The organism is Microbacterium sp. ACRRU (assembly GCF_022346945.1).
Classification (GTDB): Bacteria; Actinomycetota; Actinomycetes; order Actinomycetales; family Microbacteriaceae; genus Microbacterium; species Microbacterium mcarthurae.
On the sequence record NZ_JAKRNI010000005.1, the window covers coordinates 93,609 to 115,922 of the forward strand.

The window sequence follows — 22,314 nt, forward strand, 5'->3', positions numbered from 1 at the left end:
GCGTACTCGGTGTCTTCGAAGACGGCCCTCGTGCCGAAGAAGCGACTGGACGGATGCCACTCCTTGACCGGCGGTTGCCCTTGGAGCGCGGTCCACCCGTGAGCAGCCCCCGGTACACAGCGAGGACCTCCTGTTCGCCCGCGTCCGTGATCCGCCAAAGTTCGGCACCCGGGAATAGCGGGTCGTGGTCATGTTCCAGACCGGGACGATCTCATCGCCAACGGGTCGCAGGAACCCGAGCGGGTACGACGGCCACGGCCGCTCCACCTGCGGCGGCACCGTGAGGGTTGCGCACAGAGGGACTTCGAATCGCACGACATCGACGTGTCCGGAGCCACCGGACGGCCATCCTTAGGCCTCCTGCAGCGCGCTGGCCGTGCGCAGGTTCTTCGCGTCACCTGCGCGCACGACGGAGCCGCTGACCTGCGAGTACCCGCGTTCGCGGATCATTGCGGACATACCGGGATGCAGCAGCTTCTGCAGGACAGTTCTCATGTGCTCACCATAGGAAGACGTTTGGTTTGCACGCGCACATCTTCTACCTCATCCGGGGATGTGAGCGCGGACCACCCGTCATTCTGGTTGCCAGACAACCCTGCGGACACAGCAGCATCCGGTTCGTTGCCGGCATACCAGACTGTGACCATTCCGCGTTGGAGACCTCGCTTCACGCGCGGACCGACGGATACGGGCACGCCGTGCCACGTTCCGCTCACCTCTTGCGAGAAACGCGCGGTCACGGCGCGCCGGGGAAGTTTGACCCAAGGATCATCGGGATCCGCGTTGATCTCGGTCGCGTCGGGGAAGTCTTCGGAGGCGGGGGGCCGGTCCGTCCGCAGGCGCAGGTAGTCGTCCCCTCCGGAATGCCATGGGTACCGTTTGCCTCGGTACTCGAACAACGTTTCGCTCACTGGCAGCATTGATTCCTTCACCCCACCGGGATCCACTCACCGCGTCGCCAGACGGCGAAGAGTCGTTGCGTTCCGTCGTCCAATACTTCCCACATCTCCGCGCCGTCGCGCATGTTCACCTGCTTCGCACGGTACTCGGGAATGATGTCACCGCCGGTCTTCAGGAAGCCGTTGCCTGTGAACGGCGCACTGTAATGGTCAACCGAGCCGTCACCGCCCATCGAACTGTGCAGCTGCGAGTTGACGGAACCCGGCGTATCGATGTCCTGCTGGAATCGGAGGACGAACGCGGACTGATCGCCGCGGAGGAAGTTCGTGTCGGGATAGTCGAGCCGCAGCGACCGGAAGAAGTCCGCGGGCGTCGTCATGTGGGAGGGGCGGTCAGCGGCGCCGCAGCGGGACGTAGCTGCGGCGCGCGACCATGTCGAAGACGTCCTGCGCGGCTTCGGGGGAGATCTCCTCGATGTCGGCGTCCAGGGGGAAGCGGATGGCCTTGTCGACAGTTCCGTGCCGGTCGTCGGTCCAGGAGTCGACGTCGAGGAGACGCTCGTCGACCGGTCCCTCCGGAGTGGAGCGGCGACGGAAGACCGACACCGGGACGACCTGCCCGTCCACCATCTGCTCACGGATGAAATAGCGCGTGGACGGTGCCGCTGACACCTGGCGGAGGGCAGTCAAAGCCGACGGCGGGATCTCCATCGTGCCCGCGGCCCCTGGGTTCACGACGAGGCCGACTTCGGGGGCAGCGCCGCTGATGAGGAGTCGGCCCGGCATCAGCAGCGCGTTGCGGCCCTTGCCCAATTCTGCCGGCACCTGGTCCGTCGCGGTGAACACGGCGAGGAAGTTCGCGTCGTCGCGATGAACGACGAGGGGCTGGAACGTCGTCGGGTCGGGCGTTCCGTCGACGAGAACGACCAATTCGGCTTCCAGCAGGGCCGGTGCCAGCCGCTCCGAGGGCAGCTCCCCGGACCGCACCGACCTCATGGTGACTTCGAGGTCGTTCTCGGGTCGAAGCCCTGTCATTCGACTCAGGCCCTGCTCGGGACGAGTTCCTCGCCGCGGACATCCATCAATTCATCCAGGGCGGCCGTCACCTCGTAGACGCCGGCATCGGTCCGCTCGAGACCGGCCCGCTCGGCGAGGGTCGCATCGCGTCCGAGGTAGACAAGCCGGGCGACCGCGCGGGTTCCGTCGTGCCATCGCCGGACGATCTGAAACGGAAGGTCCCCGAACCGGGCGGTGAGCCTCAGCGTATAGGGCTGCTCGACCTCAGAGGCTTCGACGACTCGCGCCCAGAGACCGCGTTCCGTGAGTTTGGCATCCTTGATCCGCGTGTACGACGCGAGGACGACCCGCCCGTTCTCCAGCTGGTCGGCGAGCACCGCCTCGCCGTTCCATCGGACGAATCGTCCGCACACGTCGGACGGCAATGCCTGTCCCTGTCCTGGCTGCCAACCCGAGGCGACGTTCGCGTAGACCGAGAGGAACTCCTCACGACCATCCACATGGATCCGCCACAGTTCGGAGCCCGGGGGGACACGCGTCGGTTCCACCCACCACAGGGGCACGATTCCCTTCGCCGTGGGCGCGAAGCCGGTGCCGGTGAAGGGAGCGGGCTCGACAAAACCGGCGCCGCCCTCGCCGGTCGCGGGGATGAAGCTGAGAGACTCAGCACTCGGGAACCGGAGGATGTCAACGAAGGTGGATCCCGCGAACAAGGGGTCGGATGCCGCGTAGCCGTGCGCTTCGAGGAGGTCGGACGGCGTCCGTGCCCAGGCGGTGTCGGCCTGGCGCGCCACGAAACCGGTCAGCAAGTCGTCGCCCTGTGTCCACAAGCGCAGACGCCCCGGCGTCACGATCTTCTGAAAGATGTCCATGGCATTCATTCTGTCGGGGAGGACGTTGCGTCGCGTCGGCGAATGACGGGGGTGCCTAGCCTAGTCGCGGTCTCTCGGTAGTCGGTCAGTTCAGCGAAGGGAACCAGCAGCGAGATCCCACCGTTGCTCGTGCGGTCGTCGTGTACCTCAGCGCGCGGAAGAGCGGCGATCGCGTCGCGCTCGGGACCGGCGTCGAAGAACAGCATGGCCAGATACCCGGCGTGTCCGAACGGCAGCGGGGCGCGCAGGGGCGTCATGTCCTCGCTCCACGTGGACACCACAGGGATCCAGTGCCCGAGGTAAAGCCCTTCGGAGGTCACCTGTTCGACCGCCAGGACGTCCCGCGGGGCGATTTGCCGATGGCCGGTGCCCTCGTGGTCGTAGATGAAGAACTCGGTAGGGGTGTCGTCCTGCGCGATCTGAAAGGTGGACGCGTACCACCCGTCGGTGGTCTCGATCCACGTGCCCGTATCCCGGACAGTGCGAGGAGCGTTCATCAGAACCGAACCCATCCTTGAGACGTTAGGACGGCGTACGGAATCTCCTCGCCGGTGGGGGTGATCTTGTACACCTCGGTGCCGGGGCCGATGTTGATCCGGTTCGGGAAATGATACTCAGGGATGATTTGAACGCTGCCGTCTCCCACGAAGCCGTGGCCCAGGAACGGGTTGGCGGGCCCCAGGGGATCCATCTTCGCGGGGCGGTAGTACGGCTGGCCCGTGTTGTCGAAGAGGTAACCCGCGAGGTTCCCCGCGTCTGCGGACGGCACCCGCAGATCCGCGTTGCTCGGAAGAGTGAAGCGCACGGCGTACGTGTCGCCCGTCGGCGCGGTGAACTGGGCGGGAACGGTCCGGCCCGGGCCGTAGTCGAGGCCGAACCCACGCGCGATCTCATCTGGAGTGGTCAGCCCGGTCGCGTCGGAGGCGCGCGCGACGAAGCCACCCACCGTGTCCTGCCTCCCGTAGGTACGGTTCAGGAGATTGTCGACGTCGGTCTGGCCGAGGATCTTCTGCATTATCTCGCCGGGCTGCGGTTGCGGGATACTCTCGCGTACGTCGAGGACGATCCGGATCTCGTCCGGGGTGAGGGAGTCGAGCGGGCGCCCGTGCACGAGGTCGTGCAGCTGATCCGGGGTGAGCCCGTGCCGCGCGGCACCTGCGTCGATCAGTGACTGTGAACTAGGGAGCTGCGCGACCTGGTTGTGTGACATGTGGGGCTGGAACGGATCACCGTTCGGCATCCGCGGCACGTTGCCCGCCGGGGGCTGTCCGCCACCGTTCGTCGCACCGCCCGACGAAGAGCCATCCTGGCCCGCGGCGGTGTCGTCGTCGGAGCGGCCCGGGGTAGTTCCGTCCTCCGCACGGCCGCCGGTGACGGCGTCGTCGCCGCGGGTCGCACCGCCCACGGCGTCGTCGCCGCGTCCGGCGCTTCCGTCGTCGCCGCGTCCCGCGCTGCCAGCGTCGTCGCCACGGCCCACGCCGCTCACGTCGTCGCCGCCGCGGCCCACGCCGCCGTTCCCGGTATCGGAGCCACCACGTCCGCCGCTCTCGCCGCCGGCGTGGTCGCTGCCGCCGCCGGGCCCGGTCGAGGGCTCGCGCACGACCGTCGACTCGCCCGCTCCGCCCGTTTCCGTCCGAACCGGAGCGTCCTCGACGATCGAGTTCACCGGACCGGGGCCGGTCTCGCCGCGGACGCCGCCGGCCGAGACCAGCTCGGGCTCGCGCACGGGCGCCGTGACACCGGCATCCGCTTCGCCGTCGGTGCGCACGGGCACGTCGCCACCCCGCACGCCGTCGAAAGATCCGGCGGGCATCTCGATGCGACCCGAGGGGATGGCATCCGTCGGCGGGAACTCGTACACGGGGACGCCGTCCTCGACGCGCGCCGTCACGGTGTCGAGATTCACCCCGGCGTCGTCGAGCGCGCGCAGTGCCGAAGCGGCATCGTCGGCGACGAACGGCATGTCGGGGGCGTTCAGGTGGAAGCCGTCGGTGGCGTTCGAACCGAGGCGACCGATGATGCCGTCGAGACTGTTCAGCCCCGCACCGCCGAGGCGCATCGCGCCGTTCACCGCGAGGGCTGCGGGATCGACGAAGTCCACGACCTTGGCCATCTTCGACACCACGGATGCCGCCGTCGACGCGGTCTTCACACCGGCCACGGCCGCGCCGCCGACGGGAATCAGCGCGGTGCCGACGTTGAAGACCGACTCGCCGAGCGCGGTGCCTGGGTCGTCCTGCCACTTGTCCCACGCGATGAGGGCCTTGCCGGTGTTCAGGGCGGCCTCGTCGGCGCTCGCCTTGAAGTCACGAATCTCTTGGGGCAGGAAGCCGCCGATTCCGGTCGACTCGAGGAGGCTGTCGCTCCAGAAGAGGGGGCCGAGCAGCGGCGAGTTCGCCAGACCGGAGACCCCGATCATTCCGAGGTTGCCCCACGCCGCCCCGTACGCGTCGCCGGAGAAGAACTCACCCGTCTCGGGGTTGTAGCCGAGCACGAGCGTGCCGAGGCCCTGCACGGTGCCCCAGATGCCGCCGACGGCGATGCCCTCCCACAGGAAGTCCTTGAAGACGAACTTCGCCGTCGCCTCGCCACAGCCCTCGGTGCGCTCGACCTCGGCACCCCAGGGCATCTCGGTGCCCTCGGGGATCTCGGCGATGCCGTAGCCCAGCGCGTCGTCCTCGGATGTCGCAGCGTGCAGCGGCGCGGCCCCGTAGAGCGCCCGAATGCGGTTGGCGCACGCGCGCTCCGCTTCCCACAGCTTGATCTGCTGCGCGTTGACCGCGGACAGCAGTTCGTTGTTGCGGTCGACGTGCTCCTGCGACTCGTGCCACTCCTTGGTGACCGTGCGGTACATCTCCGGCGCCGCAGCGCTCGACGACGTCGTTGTCGACGAGCCCCACGAACCCTGGTACGTGGGCGTTGCGGTCGCGCCGCCGGACGGCGACTGCGCGGCCGTCCACGCCGGGTTGATCTCGCGCACCTGCACGCCGCCCTGGACGGAGTCCACGAACGCTTTCGCCTGGGCGCGCAGCGAATCCAGCTCCGCCTTGATCGGGCGCACATCTGCGGCAAAGGCGGTGAGCGCGGCCGACACCTCGGCGAGGTTGTCGCTGACCTGCGTCGCCTGCGACGACACCGGCGCCATCAAACCCAAGAGGGTGGGCGACTCCGGGGCCTCGTACACCCCGGCCATGCCCTGCCACTTGAAATGCACGTTGGAGCCGTGCTCGGACACCTGACCCGAGACGGTGCTGATCGTGCGAGCGTTCTCTTCGATGGCATCCGGGTTGATGTCGGCACCCGGAATGGCCTCGTAGTTGATCGGATCCGGCATCACATCACCCCGTGCGGAAGAGAGGGCGGGTACACCGCGTGGACGGCCGCGGTCTGCGCGTTGGCCGCCATCTCGGTGTCGCCCGCGATGTACGCTTCGGTGGCCGTCACGACGCCCTGCGCGGCCGCCCCGATACGGCCGCTCATCCCCTGGATGCGCGGGCCCTCTTCCTGCTGGAAGTAGGCCTGCACCGCTTCGGAGATCGCGCCCGACTGGGTCGCGGTCACGGCTCCTTCGAGAGCGGGACTCAGCGTGTTCAGCGCGGCACCGAGGGCCTCGGCATCCACGTTGACGTCTTGCAGCACGGCAACCACACCGGACGGCTCGATACGCCAGCTCGTCATCGACAGCACCCCTTCATATCTCGACGATCACGCGCGACGCACCCCACGCGCGCGGAACCGACGGTGCCGGGCGCTCGTCGCGCCCGGCACCGTGTGGTGATCGTCAGCCGATCGATTCCACCGCCGCGCGAGCCTTGCTCAGCGCGGTCTGGGCGGACTCGTCGTTGCGCTCCAGCGACGAACGGAGCGTCTGGATGATGCCGCGCACCTCGGCGGCGGCGTTCTTCCAGCGAACCTCTTTGCCGCGGTAGTCCTCGGACACACCGTCGGCGGAGTAGTCGGCCATCGCGGCCTGCACGTCGCGGTCGCGCTGGTCGATCAGCGACTCGAGCTGCGCGGCGACGCGGTTGAAGTTGTCCTGAGCGTTCTGCGAGGCCGCGATCGAGTAGTCGCGGCGGTCTCCCTGGTTCACCATGAGTCAGTCCTCTCCGATTCTCAGCGGCCACCGAAGCGCGCGGCGTCGAACGACGATCCGGCTTCGAGGCTCGTGGTCTGATCGACCATGGACGACTCGCCCTCCTGGAAGGAGCGGTCCATGCCCGAGATACCGCCGAGCACGCCGTCGAGGGCGAGCTTCAGCTCGGCCGAGATCGCGTCGGTACGCGACTTGAACCGGTCGAACGCGGCACGACCCGCGCCCTGGAACTGTCCTTCGAGCGGTTCGGCCGCCTCGAATAGCTGGCGCACCAGCAGTGACAGCTCATCACTCGAACCCGAGGTGGCCTTCCCCAGCACACCCAGAGTGTCGGAACCCATTGCGAACTTCACGAGAGCCCACCCTTCGATCGCGAATACACGTGCAACGAACCCTGAAACACTAACCACGGCTCCGGGGGCGCGGAAGAAAGATGAGAGAACTCTCCTTTTTCTCTCACATGGTGTAGGAGGGGTCAGCCGCCCGCCCTGGCGGCCGCTTTCGCAGCCTTCTTGTACTCGCGCACCTTCGTCAGCGACTCCGGGCTCGTGATGTCGGCGACCGAGCGGAACGCGCCCTCGTCGCCGTAAGGGGAAGACGCCTTCCGCCAACCGTCTCCGGTGTAGCCGTACTGCTTGCCCAGGAGGGCGAGGAAGATCTTCGCCTTCTGCTCGCCAAAGCCGGGAAGCGCCTTGAGCCGCTTCAGCACGGTCGCGCCGTCGGGGTCGTCCCGTGTCCAAAGCTCGGCGGCATCCCCGCCCCAATCCGTCTCGATCGCCGAGCACAGGGCCTGCACGCGTTTCGCCATCGACCCGGGGAAGCGGTGCACCGCCGGCGTCTGCGAGAACGCCGCGGTGAAGGCCTCGGGGTCCTCGTGCGCGAGGGTCGTGGCATCCATCGCTCCCACGCGCTGCTGGATCTTCAGCGGTCCCGCGAACGCGGTCTCCATCGCCACCTGCTGGTCGAGCAGCATGCCGATCAACAGTGCGAGGGGGTTCGTCGAGAGCAGGTCGTCGGCGGCGGGATCGTCGGTGATGCGCAGACTCATCTGCCCATTCTCGCGCGGGTCACGCGGGTTCGGCGATCCACTTCCGGGCGAACGGCACGGCGTCCAACGACGCCAGATCGGACGTGATCTCGCTCAGCTGGGCTTCGAAGTCCTCGACGCTGCCGGCGGGGAGGCGCTTCACGAGCGAGCCGTCGCCGCGCCGGATGACGACTTCGCTCACCGACGGCGCGTCGCGCCCGGCATCCAGCAGGCCCATCGCCACCGTGGCCGCCCACCGAAGGCCGTTTCGTCGGCGATCCTCGCCCGCGACCCGATAGACCTCGGATGCCGGGGTGCCCACGTCTTCGCCCTGCCGTCGGCGCCGTCAGCCTGCGTCGGCGATGCGTGCGGCAGAGGACTCGGGGTCGGACACCTCGATGCCGAACAGCGCCGACAGCGCGTCGACGTACTCGTCGGCGCGGCCGGTCTCGGCGAGCTCGTGCGCGCGGGTGGTCGGGGTGTGCAGAAGCACGCCGACGAGGTGCCGCAGCGCCTGTTCGGTCTGACCACCCTCGTCGCCGCGCGCGCGGACACGGGCGACCTCGGCGTCGAGCACACCGAAGACGTGCGCGCGAAGGGCGACGACGGCGGGCGTGATGTTCTTGCGCTCGCCCACCGAGGCGAAGCGGCGCGCGGCGTCGCGGACCAGGTCGCGCGCGGCATCCGTCGCCTGCAGCTCTTCCAGAGGGGCGTGGAGGCGAATGGTCTCGAGGTCAAGGAGGTCGACGCCCGGCACGGTGGCCACGTCGGGGTCGACGTTGCGCGGAAGCCCGAGGTCGATGACGAGGCGGCGGCCGGCATGGTCGACGGGGCAGCCGACGGACGCGGGAGCGGCGGCTTCGGCGGCGGTGCGCCCGGCGGCGAAGGTCGCGGCGCTGACGACGTGGTTCTCGCTCGTGGTGCACGTGATGATGAGGTCGGCGTGCGCGACCGCGGTGGGGAAGGTCTCGGCCGAGACGGCACGCAGCCCGTGCTTCGCGGCGAACTTCGCGGCACGCCCCGAGGGGGAGTGGACCGCGATGTCTTCGGCACCCTGATCGCGGAGAGCGGCGACGGTCGCGGCGGCATACGCGCCGGTGCCCACCAGCAGCACGCGCTGCGTCGACCAGTCGGCGATGCGGCTGTCGGCCAGCTCGAGACCGAGGCGGACGAGCGAGCGGCCGGCGCGTCCGATCGCCGTGGCGTTCTTCACTCCGCGCTGTGCTTCCGACGCGCGCTGGAACAGCCGCTCGAGCTCTCCGGAGGTGGTGCCCAACTGCCGGGACTCGGTGAGCGCACGACGCACCTGGCCGGCGATCTCGCCCTCGCCCACGACGACGGATTCCAGACCGGATGCCACCGAGAACAGGTGCTCTGCGACGTCGCCGCCGCCGAGCACCGTGTAGGAGCCCTCGAGCTCGCTCGCGGGCACGCCCGTCGCCGCCTCGATGGCGCTCAGCGTGGCTTCCACACCCACCGCGACGGCGGCCGTCACGGGCTCGTCCATGTCGACGTAAGCCTCGAAGCGGTTGCACGTGGCGACGACGACCGCTCCCTGCACGCACTCGTCGTGCGCGGCGATCAGGGGGGCGACGGGGGTGGTGGGTACGCTGAGCCGCTCGAGGAGATCGAAGGACGCGGTCTTGTGACTCGCGCTGACACAAAGCAGCACGCTCATATTCTACGCCCGGCCCCTGCGAGATATTCCGCGCCGCCTCTCGACATCGAGGCATCCCTCTTCCCCCGCGGACGCGAGTGGAAGGATGGATGCCATGGCCACCCCTGACGCGCCCCTCCTCCGTGCCCTTCGCGGCGACCGTCCCGAGCGGCAGCCGGTGTGGTTCATGCGGCAGGCCGGGCGCTCGCTGCCCGAGTACCGCGAGCTGCGCGTCGGCACGCGGATGCTCGATGCGTGCCTCACCCCCGACCTCGCGGCCGAGATCACGTTGCAGCCGATCCGCCGCCACAGCGTGGATGCCGCCATCTTCTTCAGTGACATCGTGGTGCCCTTGCGGCTGGCCGGCGTCGCGGTCGAGATCGAGCCGGGCCGCGGGCCGGTGTTCGCCGACCCGGTGCGCACGGCCGCCGATGTCGAGCGAGTGACCTCGATCGACCCGGCCGACGTCGCCGGAGCCGCCGAGCCGATCCGTGACGCGGTGCGTCTGGTCACGGCCGAACTCGGCGACGGCGTCCCCCTCATCGGCTTCGCCGGCGCCCCGTTCACGCTCGCGGCGTACCTCGTCGAGGGCGGTCCGTCGAAGGAGCATCTGCGGGCGCGCGGAATGATGTACGCCGACCCGACGTCGTGGCATCGGCTGGCCGGATGGCTGGCCGAGGTGTCGCGGGCGTTCCTGCAGGCCCAGATCGATGCGGGCGCTCAGGCCGTGCAGCTCTTCGACTCGTGGGCCGGTTCGCTCTCGCGCGCGACGTTCCTGGAGCACGTCGCTCCCCATTCGCGGGCGGCGCTCGAGGGTGTCGAGGTGCCGCGCATCCACTTCGGCGTCGGAACGGGTCCGTTCCTCGCCGACATGCGCCTCGGCGGCATCGCCGACGCCGTGGGCGTGGACTGGCGGATGCCGCTGGACGAGGCCGCGGCCATCGTCGGTCCCGACACCACACTGCAGGGCAATATCGACCCCGCTCTGCTGGGCGCACCGTGGCCGGTGCTGGCGGCGCACATCGACGACATCCTCGCCCACGGGCGCGCGGCGCGCGCCCACGTGCTCAATCTCGGTCACGGCGTCCCGCCCGACACCGACCCCGCGGTGCTGACCCGCATCGTCGCGCACGCCCACGGGGAGGCGGAATGAGCGACCCCCTGGAGCGGCTCGCGGAGCACGCCCACGAGAGCCGCGTCATCGTGGCGGGGGGCGGTGTCTCCGGGCTGGTGGCCGCGCTGGAGTGCGCCAAGGTGGGCATGCAGGTGACCGTGCTCGAGGCCTCCGGGGTGTTCGGCGGCGTCGTACGGTCGGCCGAGGTCGGTGGGCTCACGCTCGACGTCGGGGCCGAAAGCTATGCGACGCGCGGGGGAGCGGTGCGCGAGCTTCTCGACGAGCTCGGGCTGGCGGATGAGATCGTGGCGCCGAACCGGGCGGGAGCCTGGGTCGCGGGGGTCCCGGGCGTAGGGGCGGCCCCGCTGCCGAAGGGCGGGATCCTCGGCATCCCCGACAACCCGTGGGCCCCGGATGTGCGACGCGTGATCGGCTGGGCGGGAGCGTGGCGCGCGTACGTCGACCGCGTGCGCCCCCCGCTGACGATCGGACACGAGCGCAGCCTCGGCGCGCTCGTGCGCTCGCGGATGGGCGCTCGCGTGCTGGACCGGCTCGTCGCGCCCGTCACGAGCGGCGTCTACTCGGCTCGTCCCGACGACATCGACGTCGACCTCGCCGCACCGGGACTGAACGCCGCTCTCACCCGCATGGGCTCGCTGGGCGGCGCGGTCGCCGAGCTCCGTGCGGCGCGCTCGACGGGCACTCCGCCCGACGCCCCGGCATCCGATGTCCCGCCCACGGTGGCGGCGCCGCGCGCCGCAGCACCGGGCGGCGCGGTCGAGGGCATCGCCGGCGGGATGTGGCGCCTGGTGGAGGCGCTCGTCGCTCGCCTGCGAGACCTCGGGGTCGAGCTGCGCACCGACGTCGCGGTCGAGGAGCTCACGCCCGCGGGCTCGGGCTGGAGCGTCCGGACCTCCGCCGACGAGAGCCCGCTCTCGGCCGACGCGGTCATCGTCGCCCTCCCCGAACGGCAGGCGCGGGCGCTCCTTCGGCCCGTCGTCCCGGCCCTCGACACCGCCGAGCCGGCTGCTCCCGTGGTCGAAGTGGTGACCCTCGTCGTCCACGCTCCCGCGCTCGATGCTGCGCCGCGCGGAACCGGTGTCCTCACCGTCCCGGGCAGCCACGTGGCCAAGGCCCTCACGCACTCCACGGTGAAGTGGGAGTGGGTGCGGGATGCCACCGAGCCCGGCATCCATGTCATCCGTCTGTCGTTCGGAGCACAGGGCGAAGAGCCGGCCACCGCAGCGCTCGACGACGACGCCGCCGGGTCGCTCGCCCTCTCCGAGGCGGCTGCCCTGCTCGGGGTGCCTCTCGATCGGTCGGCGTTGCGGGCGTCGCACCGCGTCCGGTACGTGCAGTCGCAGCCCGGCGCCGCGATGGGACGCGCGGCGCAGACGGCCGCCGCGCGCGGTGCGGTCCGGGCCGTGCGCGGACTCGGGGCCACCGGGGCGTGGCTGTCGGGAACGGGTCTCGCGCAGGTGATTCCCGACGCGCGCGCGGAGGCGGATCGGGTGCGCAGTGCCACCCTCTGGCGCCGGGACTGACGGCCGGAGGCCCGATGGTCGAGGGATGTCCCGTGGATGTCAAGGGCGGATGCCGGAACGGGAATACATCGCTATCGTGAGACTCGACCAGCACTGATCGAGCGTGAGGAGACCCCATGAGGGGCAAAGCAGCACTCGTCGTCGGACTCGTGGCGGGCTACGTGCTCGGCGCGCGCGCAGGCCGCGAGCGGTACGAGCAGATCAAGGCGCAGGCCGAGAAGGTCTGGGACCAGCCCGTCGTCCAGGGGCAGGTTGAGAAGGTGAAGGCCTTCGGCGTCTCCGCGCTCAAGACCGTCCCCGGTGTCGTCTGGAAGGGCGCGAAGTCCGTCACCGGTGCGGCGTCGCAGTCCGGGAGCGTCTCCGAGCGTGCAGAGCGCGCCGGTCGCGCCGCGAAGGCATCGGCGGGCGAGGTCGCCGAGGCCGTCGAGGGTTCGGTGGACGACGCCAAAGACGCCGAGAAGAGCGCGACAACGCGCGCGCAGGCGAGCAAGAACAGCTCCACCTCGTCGGAGAGCTGACGCATGACCACTCCCCGCGGTTTCCGTGATCGCGCCGACGACAGCCTGTTCACGCTCCTCGGCGACATTCCCGAGCTCGTGCGCAACCTCGTCGTCGCCGAGATCAACGGGGCGAAGGCGTGGGCGCAGCGGACGGCCAAGGACGCCGGAATCGGCGCGGGATGGTTCGTCGGTGCCCTGATCGTCGTGTTCTGGGCCGTCCCCGTGTTCTTCGCGTTCGTCATCGCCGGACTGTCGTCGTGGTGGCCCGTGTGGCTGTCGGCGCTGGTGGTCTTCGGCGTGATGATCGTCATCACCGCGATCCTGGCGCTTCTGGGGTACTTGCGTTTCAAGAAGCTGGCGAACCGCGAGAATCCGGGCCAGGCCATCGCACAGGACGTCCGCATCGTGAAGGAGGCTGGCGATGAGTATTGAGCGTCCCGTTCCCGTGCCGCGCACGGCGGTGCCCCTCGGCATCACCGACCCCGTCGAAGAAGCGCGTGCCGAGCTCAAGGCGGCATTGGCGGCGATCGAGGTGAAGGCGAACGTTCCGCGTCGCGTCAGCGAAGCGGTCGACGTGCGCGTCGCCGAGGCCCGCGAAGCCGCGCGGCGTAACCCCGGCGCCGCCGCGGCCGTGGTCGCCGGCGTCGCCGCCGCGGTCGGCCTCACGGTCTGGGCCCTGGTCCGCGCTTACGCGCGCTGACCCCCGCCCGCGGCATCCGTCGGTCCGCCGAACGCACACGTTCGGCGCGCCCGCGGGGCTAGGGCTCGTTGGCGAACAGGCCGTCGAGGAGGTCCTGGAAGTAATCGGGGGTCACGGCGATCGGGCCCGCGTAGGCGTGATCGAAACCGGCGATCGCGTAGAGCAGCAATGCCACGAAGAGGGCGAGCAGACCCGCCATCAGCAGGTGCACGCGAAGGTTGCGCACCTCGATGAGCGCGATCAGCACGGCGTTCAGCACGGCCCCCACGCTCAGGACGATCCACAGCACGCCGGGGAGTGCGAGGTGCGTGAGCGCGATGCGGTCACGCCGGTTCTCCACCAGCAGCTGGAACTGATCCAGCGACTGCTGCACGGCGAGGATTTCGGCGGGGCTCGCCGGCTGCACGCTCCCGATCGCCTGCTGCATCGCCGAGATGTTGGCATCAGTCTCCACCGGGATCTCGAGCCGCTGCTGCAAGGGCCAGTCGACGTCGATGACGTTGCGCGTGTAGCCGATGATCTGCTCCTGCAGTTCGCTCGACTGCGGCTCGGGAAGCAGGGCCGCCGTGCGGTAGAGGGATGCCAGTGACGACGACTCTTGCAGCACGATGCCGTCGACCTCGGTGAAGTTGCCGTACGCGGCGGCCGCGATGAGAGCGAGCGTCACACCGTAGAACACCCCGTACGCGCCCACCGCGTAGCTGAGCACGCGGTCCCACTCGTCTCCCTGCGGAGCGACCTTGCTCACCCAGCGGCGGAGGAGCAGCAGGATGCCGCAGGAGCCGCCCACGACGAGCACGATGAACAGCGGCAGCCCCACCGCCATCGGGAGTTGGTACAGCCACATCGGGCACACCCTTCCGAGCGGCATCCCCCGATGCCGTCGACGCACATTACCAAGGCCGCCCCGCGGCCCCGGGCGTCCGGTCGCCGCCGTGCGCATCGGATCGCCGCCGCGCGCAGCGGAGCGCCGCCGCGCGCAGCGGAGCGCTCTTCACCCGCGTCGCCGGGTGCTCCACCGCCGAGTCAACGGGTTTGGCCGCCCGCGCCCGCAGCGCGAGACTTGACCCATGGCTCAGGACGACTCCTCCTCCGTGTACACGCTGTGGGCGGTGCTCCGCCGCGATCCCGAGAATCCCGTGACCGCCGCCGACGCCACCGAGCTGGCCGACCTCACCGCCCTGATCGAGGCGGACGGCGTCACGATCCGCGGGTTCTACGACGTCAGCGGCCTCCGTGCCGACGCCGACCTCATGGTGTGGATGTACGGCGAAGACCCCCAGGCGCTGCAGCGCGACCTGCGACGCCTGCGCCGCACCGAGCTGTTGAAGAACCTCCTGCCCACGTGGAACGCGATGGGGGTGCACCGCGACGCGGAGTTCAACCGCTCGCACGTGCCCGGCTTCCTCCGCGGCATCGACGCGAAGGACTGGCTCTGCCTGTACCCGTTCGTCCGCAGCTACGAGTGGTACCTGCTGCCCGAGGCGGAGCGCCGCGAGATGCTCATCGAGCACGGCAAGAAGGGCTCGCAGTACACCGGCGTGATCGCCAACACCGTGGCATCCTTCGCGCTCGGCGACTACGAGTGGCTGCTGCCGATGGAGTCCGACGACCTGACCGACCTCGTCGACATGATGCGCGACCTCCGCTACACCGAGGCCCGCCGTCATGTCCGTGAAGAGGTGCCCTTCTACACCGGGCGTCGCGTCACTCTCGACGAGATTCCCGAGATCCTCCAGTGAACGCCGCCCTGCGCCTGGGGACGCGGCGCAGCGCGCTGGCGATGGCGCAGTCGCAGATGGTCGCCGACGCGGTGGCCGAGGCATCCGGTCGTGCCGTCGAGCTCGTTCCCATCGTGTCCGAGGGCGATGTCAACCGCGCTTCGCTGTCGCAGCTGGGGGGACGCGGCGTGTTCGCCAACGGTCTGCGCGAGGCGCTCGCGGCGGACCGCTGCGACTTTCTCGTGCACTCGCTCAAAGACCTTCCGACGCTGCAGCCCGACGGTCTCGTCATCGCCGCGACCCCGCCGCGCGAGGACGCCCGCGATGTCGTCGTGACGCGCGACGGCACCGCCCTGTCGGCGCTGCCCGCCGGGGCCAAGGTCGGTACCGGATCGCCGCGCCGCATCGCGCAGGCCCTGCGGCACAACCCGGGGGTCGACATCCACGACATCCGCGGCAACGTCGATTCCCGACTCGCGCGCGTGCGCGACGGAGAGCTGGATGCCGTCATCCTCGCCGCCGCGGGCATCGCCCGTCTCGGGGGCGACCTGGGCCGGCTGTCGGCCGAGTACCTCGGACTCGCGGAGTGGCCGACCGCGCCCGGCCAGGGGTCGCTCGCGGTCGAGACGCGCGCCGACATCGCACCCGAGATCCTCGCCGCGCTCGCCGCGCTCGACGACACCGCGACGCGCGTGGAGATCACCGCCGAACGCACCATCCTCTCCGTCCTGGATGCCGGATGCCACGCGCCCGTCGCCACACACGCGTCGCTGACCGACGGCGACCTGCGCCTGCGGGCCATCGTCTACGCCCTCGACGGCTCGCATCGGATCGGTATCGATCGGACCGTGCGCCTGGAGCCGGGGTATGGTGGGGAACCTGGCAGTGGCAATGGTGCGAATGCTGCCGACGACGGGGGACCCATCGCGCGAGCCTCGCGCGCGGGCCAAGAAGCCGCGCGTCGGTTGCTCGAACGCGGGGCGGCCGACCTGGTACCACGAGAGTCGACCACATGAATGAAGGCCATCGGCACACGCCGACCCCAGACAAGCCGCTCGCCGGCCGGCGCGTCCTCGTGCCCCGCGGCGGTCCGTGGGGTGACGGTGTCGCCGCCAGCCTTCGCCAGCGCGGAGCCGTTCCGGTCATCGCGCCACTGATCAACTTCGCGCCGACGAACGATCAGGCGACCCTCGAGCAGGCGCTGAGCGACCTCGCCGACGGGGCGTTCGACTGGCTCACGCTGACCAGTGCGACGACGGTCGACGTCCTTTACGCCTACCGCGCCGTGATCCCGGCCAGCACCAAGGTCGCCGCCGTCGGCGAGACCACCGCCGCGGCCATGCAGGCCGTGGGCTACCGCGTCGACCTCGTTCCCGACCGCGACAACTCGGCGCAGGGCATGGCCGAGCAGATGATCGCGCTCGAGACCGAGCCGCGCAGCGTGCTGACGCTCCGCAGCGAGATTGCCAAACCCGTGCTCACGCGCCTGCTGATCGAGGCCGGCCACCACGTCCGCAGCGTCGTGGCCTACCGCACGGTCGGTGTCCCCGTGACCGAGAAGATCGCCACCGACGTCCACTCCGGCCGCATCAACGCGATCCTCGTCACGAGCGGTTCGGTGGCCGAGCAGGTCGTCGAGCAGTTCCCCGACATCCCGGCATCCACCGTCATCGCCGCCATCGGACCGCGCACCGCGAAGGATGCCAAGCGCGCGGGCCTCGCCGTCGACGTCGTCGCCGAGCGGCAGACGGTCGAGTCGTTGGTCGACGCCGTCGCCCGCTTCACCCTCCCCCCGGAGTCCGAGACCCCCGCATGAGCTTTCCCGAGTACCGCCCGCGGCGTCTGCGCCGCACCCCCGCCATCCGTCGTCTCGCGCGTGAGACGCACCTCGTGCCGTCGCAGCTCGTGCTGCCCCTCTTCGTGCGGGAGGGCATCTCGGAGCAGGTTCCGGTGACCTCGATGCCCGGTGTCGTGCAGCACTCCCTCGACACCCTGCGCCGCACCGTCGCCGAGGCCGCGGCGGCCCGGATCGGCGGCGTCATGCTCTTCGGTGTGCCCGCCGAGCGCGACGCGGTGGGATCCGGCGCCGATGACCCGAACGGCATCCTGAATCTCGCGACCGAGGCGGTCGTGTCCGAGGTGGGCGACGCGCTCGTCGTGCAGACCGACCTGTGCCTCGACGAGTTCACCGACCACGGCCACTGCGGCGTGCTCCGCGCGGACGGCGCGGTCGACAACGACGCGACGCTCGAGCGGTACACCGCCATGGGGCTCGCCCAGGCCCGGGCGGGGTCGGCGATGCTCGGACTGTCGGGGATGATGGACGGCCAGGTGGGCGCGGTGCGCGAGGCGCTGGATGCCGAGGGGTTCACCGACACCCTGCTCCTGGCGTACTCGGCGAAGTACGCGGGAGCGTTCTACGGTCCGTTCCGCGAGGCCGTGGACTCGCAGCTGAAGGGCGACCGCCGCTCGTACCAGCTCGACCCCGGCAACGGCCGGGAGGGCGTGCGCGAGGCGCTGCTCGACGTCGAGGAGGGCGCCGACGTCGTGATGGTCAAGCCGGCGCTGCCGTACCTCGACGTCCTCGCCGACGTGAAGGCGTCGGTCGACGTGCCGGTGTGGGCCTACCAGGTGTCGGGCGAGTACGCGATGGTCGAGGCCGCCGCGGCGCACGGCTGGATCGACCGCCGCGGCGCGATCCTCGAGAGCCTGCTCGGCATCCGTCGCGCCGGTGCCGATGCGATCTTGACCTACTGGGCCCTCGAGGCCGCGCACTGGCTGCGCGCCGACCTGTAACGCGCGCGAGTCGCCAGGATTTGTCGCTTCGCTAACCGCGGAAGCGACAAATCTTGGCGACTCACGCCCGTGCGCACGGGAGAATTGACACATGACAGACCTCAACGATCAGTGGTTCGCGCGCGCCAAGGACGTCATCCCGGGCGGGGTGAACTCGCCGGTGCGGGCGTACGGATCCGTCGGCGGGACGCCGCGGTTCGTGCAGTCCGCCGCGGGCGCCCGGATCACGGATGCCACGGGTCGGGAGTACGTCGACCTCGTCGCCTCGTGGGGTCCGGCTCTCCTCGGGCACGCGCATCCTGAGGTGGTCGGGGCCGTGCAGTCGGCGGCATCCCGGGGTCTGTCCTTCGGCGCTCCGACGGGGGCCGAAGTGGAGCTCGCCGACCTGATCGCGAACCGCGTGCGGGTCGGCGACCTGGCGCCGGTCGAGAAGGTGCGTCTGGTCTCGACGGGCACCGAGGCGACGATGACCGCGATCCGCTTGGCACGCGGGGTCACCGGCCGCGATCTGCTGATCAAGTTCGCCGGTCACTACCACGGGCACTCCGACGGTCTGCTCGCCGCCGCCGGTTCGGGCGTCGCGACGCTCGCGCTCCCCGGTTCCGCGGGGGTGCCGGCGCCGATCGCCGCGCAGACGCTCGTGCTGCCGTACAACGACGTGGATGCCGTGCGCGAGGCGTTCGCGGTGCACGGCGAGAACATCGCCGCGATCATCGTCGAGGCGGCATCCGCGAACATGGGTGTCGTCCCGCCGCTGCCCGGCTTCAACGCCGCGCTCGCCGACATCGCGCACAGTCACGGTGCGCTGCTGATCATGGACGAGGTGCTCACCGGCTTCCGCGTGCACCCGGCCGGCTTCTGGGGGCTGCAGGCGTCGCAGGGTGAGACGTACCTCCCCGACATCCTCACTTTCGGCAAGGTCGTCGGCGGAGGGATGCCGCTGGCCGCCCTCGGCGGCCGCGCCGACGTCATGGACCAGCTCGCCCCGCTCGGCCCCGTGTACCAGGCCGGCACCCTGTCGGGGAATCCGCTGTCTGTCGCCGCGGGCCTGGCGACCCTGCGCCTGGCGACACCGGAGGTGTACGCCGCGGTCGACGCCTCGGCCGCCCGCATCGCCGACGCCCTCGACGCGGCGCTCACTGCCGAGGGCGTGGTGCACACGGTCCCGCGCGCGGGGTCGCTGTTCGGTGTCGCGTTCCTGCCCGAGGTGCCCCGCGACTACGCCACGGCGCTCACGCAGCAGTCGTGGCGGTACGCCCCCTTCTTCCACGCGATGCTGGATGCCGGCATCTCGCTGCCCCCGAGCGTGTTCGAGGCGTGGTTCCTCACCGCCGCCCACGACGACCTGGCTCTCGAGCGGATCATCGACGCACTGCCCGGCGCCGCGAAGGCCGCGGCGGGCGCAGCGGATCCGACGCTGCTCGCGCAGTAACCGGCCCGTGCGCGCCCGTCCATAAACGCCATCCACGCGCATAAACGGCGTGTGCACGTGTTTCCGCGCGCCGATCGCGTTTATGCCCGTGGGCCCGCGGCCCCGTCAGCGCGGGTGGAAGACTGGACGGATGCCAAACCCTCAGACCCGCGTCGTCGTGCTCGCCGGCGGTGTCGGCGGATCGAAGTTCACCCTCGGTGTCCGTGCCGCCCTGCGGCGGCTCGGGGCGCCCGAGGCGACCGTCGTGGTCAACACCGGCGACGACCTGTGGCTCTCGGGCGTGCGGCTGCAGCCCGACGTCGACTCGATCACCTACGCCCTCGCCGGGGTCAACGACACCGTGCGCGGGTGGGGCCGCGCGGGCGACACCGAGCGCGTGAACGAGGAACTGCAGGCGTGGGGTGCGGGCTGGCCGTGGTTCACGCTCGGCGACCTCGACCTCGGCACCCACCTCGCGCGCACGGGGTGGCTGCGCGAGGGCCTCACTCCGACCGAGGTCCTCGGTCGGATGGCGGAGCGCTGGCCGCTTGGCATCCGGCTGCTCCCGATGACCGACAGCGAAGTCGACACGCACGTGCACGTCGAGGACGGACGGCGTCTGCATTTCCAGGAGTGGTGGACCCGTTACCGAGCCGCCCTGGTCCCGACGCGGTTCGAGAACCCCGGGATCCTGGATGCCACGCCCGCCCCCGGCGTCGTCGAGGCGATCGCGCGGGCCGACGTGGTGCTGCTCGCCCCGTCGAACCCGGTCGTCTCGATCGGTCCGATCCTTGCGGTTCCCGGCGTCCGGGCGGCGCTGCGGTCGACGGCGGCGCGGGTGGTCGGTGTGTCGCCGATCATCGGGGGGCGGGTCGTCCGCGGCATGGCCGATGTGTGCCTGACGGCGATCGGGGTCGAGACCTCGGCCGCCGCCGTCGCCCGGCACTACGGCGCGCGATCGGCCGACGGCGTGCTCGACGCGTGGTTGCTCGCGGAGGAGGATGCCGCTGCGGCATCCGAGGTGCAGGCGGCGGGAATCCGTGCGGTCGTCGCGCCGCTGTGGATGCGCGACGAGGACGCGTCGGCGGCGATCGCTGAGGCGGCGCTGGGGGCGTAGGTCAGGCCGCCGCAGCCGCCAGCACCGCCGCGGTCCGCGGCCCCACGCCGAGGGCTACGGCCTCGGCGAGCTGCGCGGCGGTGTCGACGTCGCGCCGCAACGTCGACCCCCGTGACACCGCGAGGTCGGTGCACCCCAGGAGACGGTGGCGGGCCGCGGAGTCGGCGCCGAAGGCCGACACCCACACCGCGCCTGGTCGGGCGGTGACGAGGGTGGAGCCGGTGCCTTCGGCATCCGGGACGAGGCCCCGTTCGACCTGACCGGCCAGTTCGAGCGCGGCGTCGAGGTCGTGGGGCGTCAGGGCCGGGACGTCCCCCAGCAGCGCCGCCCGGGGCGCCCCCTGCCCGGCAGATACCGTGCCGAGCGCGATCGCGGCATCCAGGCCCCGGACGTCGCCCTCCGCGATCACGTCGACCGCCGGCCACTGTGACACCAGGGCCGACACCTCGGCGTCGTCGGTCACGACGAGCACGTGCGAGACGCGGGGGGTGGCCGCGGCGGCCGCGATCGTATCGAGCGCAATGGCGCGGGCGAGGGCCTCGCGGTCGGTGCCCGCGGCGGTCAGCCGCGTCTTGCCGAGCGCGGCGGGCTTCACCGGCACGACGACGGTCCAGCCGTCGCGGATCTCAGAAGTGCTCATCGCCTCCATTGTGTGCCGGACTCCGGACATTTCCGGCTGGGGGTAGCGGTGCGCCCGTGAATCGTGCTGCGGCGGCGGCTCTGGCGAGGCGAGATGACCCGCGATCGCCGAGATGACGGACCATTCGTGCGAATCAGGGGGCCGCTCGCGAATCGCGGGTCATCTCGCGCCCCCGCGGCGCGGCGCCCCCACCGCAGGCGAACCGCGCCCGCAGCCGCGGCAGGATCTCCGCGCCGTACATCCGGAGGAACTCCTCCTGGTCGTGGCCGGGGTCGTGGAACACGAGGTGACGGAAACCGAGGTCGACGTAGTGGGCGATGCGCTCGACGTGCTCGTCGGGGTCGGTCGAGACGATGAACCGGGATGCCGCCCGCTCGATGGGGAGTTCGTCAGCGAGGCGCTGCATCTCGAGCGGGTCGTGGACGCTCATCTTCTCTTCGGCCGAGAGGGCCAGGGGCGCCCAGAAGCGGGTCTTCTCGAGCGCGGTGTCGTGGTCGGGGTGGTACGAGACCTTGACCTCCATGAGCGTGTCGATGTCGTCGCGGGTGCGCCCCTCCTTTGCGAGGCCTTCGTCGAGGGCGGGCAGCAGCTTCCCGGTGTAGAGCTCGGGGTCCTTGCCGCTGGTGGTGATGTAGCCCTCGGCGATGCGGCCCGCGAGCCGTGTCGCCGCGGGGCCCGAGGCGCCGATGTAGATCGGCACCTTCTGCTCGGGGCGGTCGTAGATGGTGGCATCCTTCACCGAGTAGTAGGTGCCCTCGAACGTGACCCGGTCTTCGGTCCACAGCTTGTCGATGAGGGTGATCGCCTCTTTCAAGCGCTGGAAGCGCTCGGGCGGCTCGGGCCACTCCAGGCCGAGGGTCACTTCGTTGAGCGCCTCGCCGGTCCCGACGCCGAGAGCGACGCGGCCGGGGAACATCACGCCGAGCGTCGCGAACACCTGCGCGATGACGCCGGGGTGGTACCGGAACGTGGGGGTGAGCACCGAGGTGCCGAGCATGACGCGCTCGGTGCGCGCGCCGAGCGCGCCCAGCCACGGGAGGGCATTGGGCGCGTGCCCGCCCTCGTGCCGCCACGGCTGCAGGTGGTCGGAGAGGAAGACCGAGTCGAAGCCCATCTCCTCGGCGAGCACACCGAAGTCGAGCAGCTCGTTCGGCCCGAACTGCTCGCTCGAGGCCTTGTATCCGAATCTCAGCGGAACGCTCATGA

Annotated in this window: 26 protein-coding genes; 11 read left to right on the forward strand and 15 right to left on the reverse strand. The window is 70.6% G+C overall.

From position 1 onward, the window contains the following. Nucleotides 1-351: 351 nt before the first annotated feature. The 12 genes from MHY30_RS04915 to MHY30_RS04970 all read right to left on the reverse strand — a co-directional run bounded on the left by MHY30_RS04915 (nucleotide 352) and on the right by MHY30_RS04970 (nucleotide 9,580). Nucleotides 352-495 (reverse strand): hypothetical protein, encoded by a 144-nt coding sequence (locus MHY30_RS04915; RefSeq protein WP_239275607.1) that lies wholly within the window; start codon nucleotides 493-495, stop codon nucleotides 352-354. Between the two features lie 433 nt (nucleotides 496-928). Then, nucleotides 929-1,279, reverse strand: a complete 351-nt coding sequence (locus MHY30_RS04920) for a hypothetical protein (RefSeq protein WP_239275609.1) — start codon at nucleotides 1,277-1,279, stop codon at nucleotides 929-931. A gap of 13 nt (nucleotides 1,280-1,292) precedes the next feature. Then, nucleotides 1,293-1,934: an SseB family protein gene (locus tag MHY30_RS04925; protein WP_239275611.1), complete on the reverse strand. Its 642-nt coding sequence runs from the start codon at nucleotides 1,932-1,934 to the stop codon at nucleotides 1,293-1,295. A gap of 5 nt (nucleotides 1,935-1,939) precedes the next feature. Beyond that, entirely contained in the window at nucleotides 1,940-2,788 is an 849-nt protein-coding gene (locus tag MHY30_RS04930) for a hypothetical protein (protein WP_239275613.1), read from the reverse strand. Nucleotides 2,789-2,793: 5 nt separating this feature from the next. Continuing rightward, entirely contained in the window at nucleotides 2,794-3,285 is a 492-nt protein-coding gene (locus tag MHY30_RS04935) for a hypothetical protein (RefSeq protein ID WP_239275614.1), read from the reverse strand. Continuing rightward, nucleotides 3,285-6,122, reverse strand: coding sequence for a hypothetical protein (locus MHY30_RS04940; protein ID WP_239275616.1), 2,838 nt, complete (start codon nucleotides 6,120-6,122; stop codon nucleotides 3,285-3,287). The genes MHY30_RS04935 and MHY30_RS04940 overlap by 1 nt, the downstream gene beginning before the upstream one ends. Next, entirely contained in the window at nucleotides 6,122-6,466 is a 345-nt protein-coding gene (locus MHY30_RS04945; protein WP_239275618.1) for a DUF6507 family protein, read from the reverse strand. The genes MHY30_RS04940 and MHY30_RS04945 overlap by 1 nt, the downstream gene beginning before the upstream one ends. 103 nt (nucleotides 6,467-6,569) lie before the next feature. Then, nucleotides 6,570-6,881, reverse strand: coding sequence for a pore-forming ESAT-6 family protein (locus MHY30_RS04950; RefSeq protein WP_228161668.1), 312 nt, complete (start codon nucleotides 6,879-6,881; stop codon nucleotides 6,570-6,572). A gap of 20 nt (nucleotides 6,882-6,901) precedes the next feature. Then, nucleotides 6,902-7,222, reverse strand: coding sequence for a hypothetical protein (locus MHY30_RS04955; protein WP_239275620.1), 321 nt, complete (start codon nucleotides 7,220-7,222; stop codon nucleotides 6,902-6,904). A 134-nt stretch (nucleotides 7,223-7,356) separates the two neighbouring features. Next, entirely contained in the window at nucleotides 7,357-7,929 is a 573-nt protein-coding gene (locus MHY30_RS04960; protein WP_239275622.1) for an HhH-GPD-type base excision DNA repair protein, read from the reverse strand. A 19-nt stretch (nucleotides 7,930-7,948) separates the two neighbouring features. Further along, a complete protein-coding gene (locus MHY30_RS04965; RefSeq protein WP_239275624.1) occupies nucleotides 7,949-8,230 on the reverse strand; it encodes a hypothetical protein in 282 nt (93 codons plus the stop codon). A 24-nt stretch (nucleotides 8,231-8,254) separates the two neighbouring features. Continuing rightward, nucleotides 8,255-9,580, reverse strand: coding sequence for a glutamyl-tRNA reductase (locus tag MHY30_RS04970; protein ID WP_239275626.1), 1,326 nt, complete (start codon nucleotides 9,578-9,580; stop codon nucleotides 8,255-8,257). A gap of 100 nt (nucleotides 9,581-9,680) precedes the next feature. On the opposite strand from MHY30_RS04970, the gene hemE reads away from it, so the two are divergent. From hemE to MHY30_RS04995, 5 genes are all read left to right on the forward strand, one after another. Next, a complete protein-coding gene (gene hemE / locus MHY30_RS04975; RefSeq protein ID WP_239275628.1) occupies nucleotides 9,681-10,718 on the forward strand; it encodes a uroporphyrinogen decarboxylase in 1,038 nt (345 codons plus the stop codon). Next, nucleotides 10,715-12,223, forward strand: coding sequence for an NAD(P)/FAD-dependent oxidoreductase (locus tag MHY30_RS04980; RefSeq protein WP_239275630.1), 1,509 nt, complete (start codon nucleotides 10,715-10,717; stop codon nucleotides 12,221-12,223). Before hemE ends, MHY30_RS04980 begins: the two co-directional genes overlap by 4 nt. A gap of 116 nt (nucleotides 12,224-12,339) precedes the next feature. Next, the gene (locus tag MHY30_RS04985) at nucleotides 12,340-12,741 is read left to right on the forward strand and encodes a hypothetical protein (RefSeq protein WP_239275632.1); all 402 of its coding nucleotides are present in this window, start codon (nucleotides 12,340-12,342) and stop codon (nucleotides 12,739-12,741) included. Nucleotides 12,742-12,744: 3 nt separating this feature from the next. Continuing rightward, nucleotides 12,745-13,155 (forward strand): phage holin family protein, encoded by a 411-nt coding sequence (locus MHY30_RS04990; protein WP_239275634.1) that lies wholly within the window; start codon nucleotides 12,745-12,747, stop codon nucleotides 13,153-13,155. Further along, entirely contained in the window at nucleotides 13,145-13,423 is a 279-nt protein-coding gene (locus tag MHY30_RS04995; protein ID WP_239275636.1) for a hypothetical protein, read from the forward strand. The genes MHY30_RS04990 and MHY30_RS04995 overlap by 11 nt, the downstream gene beginning before the upstream one ends. Nucleotides 13,424-13,481: 58 nt before the next feature. On the opposite strand, the gene MHY30_RS05000 is transcribed toward MHY30_RS04995, so the two are convergent. Continuing rightward, complete coding sequence (locus tag MHY30_RS05000; RefSeq protein ID WP_239275638.1) at nucleotides 13,482-14,270, reverse strand: DUF4239 domain-containing protein; 789 nt, start codon at nucleotides 14,268-14,270, stop codon at nucleotides 13,482-13,484. A 223-nt stretch (nucleotides 14,271-14,493) separates the two neighbouring features. Here MHY30_RS05000 and hemQ point away from each other — a divergent pair, with 223 nt between their 5' ends. From hemQ to cofD, 6 genes are all read left to right on the forward strand, one after another. Beyond that, nucleotides 14,494-15,165, forward strand: a complete 672-nt coding sequence (hemQ, locus tag MHY30_RS05005; RefSeq protein WP_239275640.1) for a hydrogen peroxide-dependent heme synthase — start codon at nucleotides 14,494-14,496, stop codon at nucleotides 15,163-15,165. Beyond that, a complete protein-coding gene (gene hemC, locus MHY30_RS05010; RefSeq protein WP_239275642.1) occupies nucleotides 15,162-16,160 on the forward strand; it encodes a hydroxymethylbilane synthase in 999 nt (332 codons plus the stop codon). Before hemQ ends, hemC begins: the two co-directional genes overlap by 4 nt. Next, nucleotides 16,157-16,960 (forward strand): uroporphyrinogen-III synthase, encoded by an 804-nt coding sequence (locus MHY30_RS05015; RefSeq protein ID WP_239275643.1) that lies wholly within the window; start codon nucleotides 16,157-16,159, stop codon nucleotides 16,958-16,960. Before hemC ends, MHY30_RS05015 begins: the two co-directional genes overlap by 4 nt. Then, on the forward strand, nucleotides 16,957-17,940 hold the full coding sequence (gene hemB / locus MHY30_RS05020) for a porphobilinogen synthase (protein WP_239275645.1): 984 nt from the start codon (nucleotides 16,957-16,959) through the stop codon (nucleotides 17,938-17,940). Before MHY30_RS05015 ends, hemB begins: the two co-directional genes overlap by 4 nt. Before the next feature lie 91 nt (nucleotides 17,941-18,031). Next, nucleotides 18,032-19,372, forward strand: a complete 1,341-nt coding sequence (hemL, locus tag MHY30_RS05025) for a glutamate-1-semialdehyde 2,1-aminomutase (RefSeq protein WP_239275647.1) — start codon at nucleotides 18,032-18,034, stop codon at nucleotides 19,370-19,372. Nucleotides 19,373-19,502: 130 nt separating this feature from the next. Further along, nucleotides 19,503-20,468, forward strand: coding sequence for a 2-phospho-L-lactate transferase (cofD, locus tag MHY30_RS05030; RefSeq protein ID WP_239275649.1), 966 nt, complete (start codon nucleotides 19,503-19,505; stop codon nucleotides 20,466-20,468). Nucleotide 20,469: 1 nt separating this feature from the next. Here cofD and cofC read toward each other — a convergent pair whose 3' ends face one another. Then, a complete protein-coding gene (gene cofC / locus MHY30_RS05035) occupies nucleotides 20,470-21,108 on the reverse strand; it encodes a 2-phospho-L-lactate guanylyltransferase (protein ID WP_239275651.1) in 639 nt (212 codons plus the stop codon). Nucleotides 21,109-21,241: 133 nt separating this feature from the next. After that, entirely contained in the window at nucleotides 21,242-22,312 is a 1,071-nt protein-coding gene (gene fgd / locus MHY30_RS05040; RefSeq protein ID WP_239275653.1) for a glucose-6-phosphate dehydrogenase (coenzyme-F420), read from the reverse strand. Between the last annotated feature and the right edge of the window lie 2 nt (nucleotides 22,313-22,314).

Excerpts from the sequence above, each read along its gene's own strand:
- MHY30_RS04960 (WP_239275622.1), bottom strand. The coding sequence starts at position 7,929 with ATGAGTCTGCGCATCACCGACGATCCCGCCGCCGACGACCTGCTCTCG.
- MHY30_RS04925 (WP_239275611.1), bottom strand. The coding sequence starts at position 1,934 with ATGACAGGGCTTCGACCCGAGAACGACCTCGAAGTCACCATGAGGTCG.
- MHY30_RS04935 (WP_239275614.1), bottom strand. The coding sequence starts at position 3,285 with ATGAACGCTCCTCGCACTGTCCGGGATACGGGCACGTGGATCGAGACC.
- cofC (WP_239275651.1), bottom strand. The coding sequence starts at position 21,108 with ATGAGCACTTCTGAGATCCGCGACGGCTGGACCGTCGTCGTGCCGGTG.
- fgd (WP_239275653.1), bottom strand. The coding sequence starts at position 22,312 with ATGAGCGTTCCGCTGAGATTCGGATACAAGGCCTCGAGCGAGCAGTTC.
- MHY30_RS04985 (WP_239275632.1), top strand. The coding sequence starts at position 12,340 with ATGAGGGGCAAAGCAGCACTCGTCGTCGGACTCGTGGCGGGCTACGTG.
- hemQ (WP_239275640.1), top strand. The coding sequence starts at position 14,494 with ATGGCTCAGGACGACTCCTCCTCCGTGTACACGCTGTGGGCGGTGCTC.
- MHY30_RS05000 (WP_239275638.1), bottom strand. The coding sequence starts at position 14,270 with ATGTGGCTGTACCAACTCCCGATGGCGGTGGGGCTGCCGCTGTTCATC.
- MHY30_RS04990 (WP_239275634.1), top strand. The coding sequence starts at position 12,745 with ATGACCACTCCCCGCGGTTTCCGTGATCGCGCCGACGACAGCCTGTTC.
- MHY30_RS04995 (WP_239275636.1), top strand. The coding sequence starts at position 13,145 with ATGAGTATTGAGCGTCCCGTTCCCGTGCCGCGCACGGCGGTGCCCCTC.
- MHY30_RS04940 (WP_239275616.1), bottom strand. The coding sequence starts at position 6,122 with ATGCCGGATCCGATCAACTACGAGGCCATTCCGGGTGCCGACATCAAC.
- cofD (WP_239275649.1), top strand. The coding sequence starts at position 19,503 with ATGCCAAACCCTCAGACCCGCGTCGTCGTGCTCGCCGGCGGTGTCGGC.
- MHY30_RS04930 (WP_239275613.1), bottom strand. The coding sequence starts at position 2,788 with ATGGACATCTTTCAGAAGATCGTGACGCCGGGGCGTCTGCGCTTGTGG.
- hemE (WP_239275628.1), top strand. The coding sequence starts at position 9,681 with ATGGCCACCCCTGACGCGCCCCTCCTCCGTGCCCTTCGCGGCGACCGT.
- MHY30_RS05015 (WP_239275643.1), top strand. The coding sequence starts at position 16,157 with ATGAATGAAGGCCATCGGCACACGCCGACCCCAGACAAGCCGCTCGCC.
- MHY30_RS04980 (WP_239275630.1), top strand. The coding sequence starts at position 10,715 with ATGAGCGACCCCCTGGAGCGGCTCGCGGAGCACGCCCACGAGAGCCGC.
- MHY30_RS04915 (WP_239275607.1), bottom strand. The coding sequence starts at position 495 with ATGAGAACTGTCCTGCAGAAGCTGCTGCATCCCGGTATGTCCGCAATG.
- hemB (WP_239275645.1), top strand. The coding sequence starts at position 16,957 with ATGAGCTTTCCCGAGTACCGCCCGCGGCGTCTGCGCCGCACCCCCGCC.
- MHY30_RS04920 (WP_239275609.1), bottom strand. The coding sequence starts at position 1,279 with ATGACGACGCCCGCGGACTTCTTCCGGTCGCTGCGGCTCGACTATCCC.
- MHY30_RS04955 (WP_239275620.1), bottom strand. The coding sequence starts at position 7,222 with ATGGGTTCCGACACTCTGGGTGTGCTGGGGAAGGCCACCTCGGGTTCG.
- MHY30_RS04945 (WP_239275618.1), bottom strand. The coding sequence starts at position 6,466 with ATGACGAGCTGGCGTATCGAGCCGTCCGGTGTGGTTGCCGTGCTGCAA.
- hemL (WP_239275647.1), top strand. The coding sequence starts at position 18,032 with ATGACAGACCTCAACGATCAGTGGTTCGCGCGCGCCAAGGACGTCATC.
- MHY30_RS04950 (WP_228161668.1), bottom strand. The coding sequence starts at position 6,881 with ATGGTGAACCAGGGAGACCGCCGCGACTACTCGATCGCGGCCTCGCAG.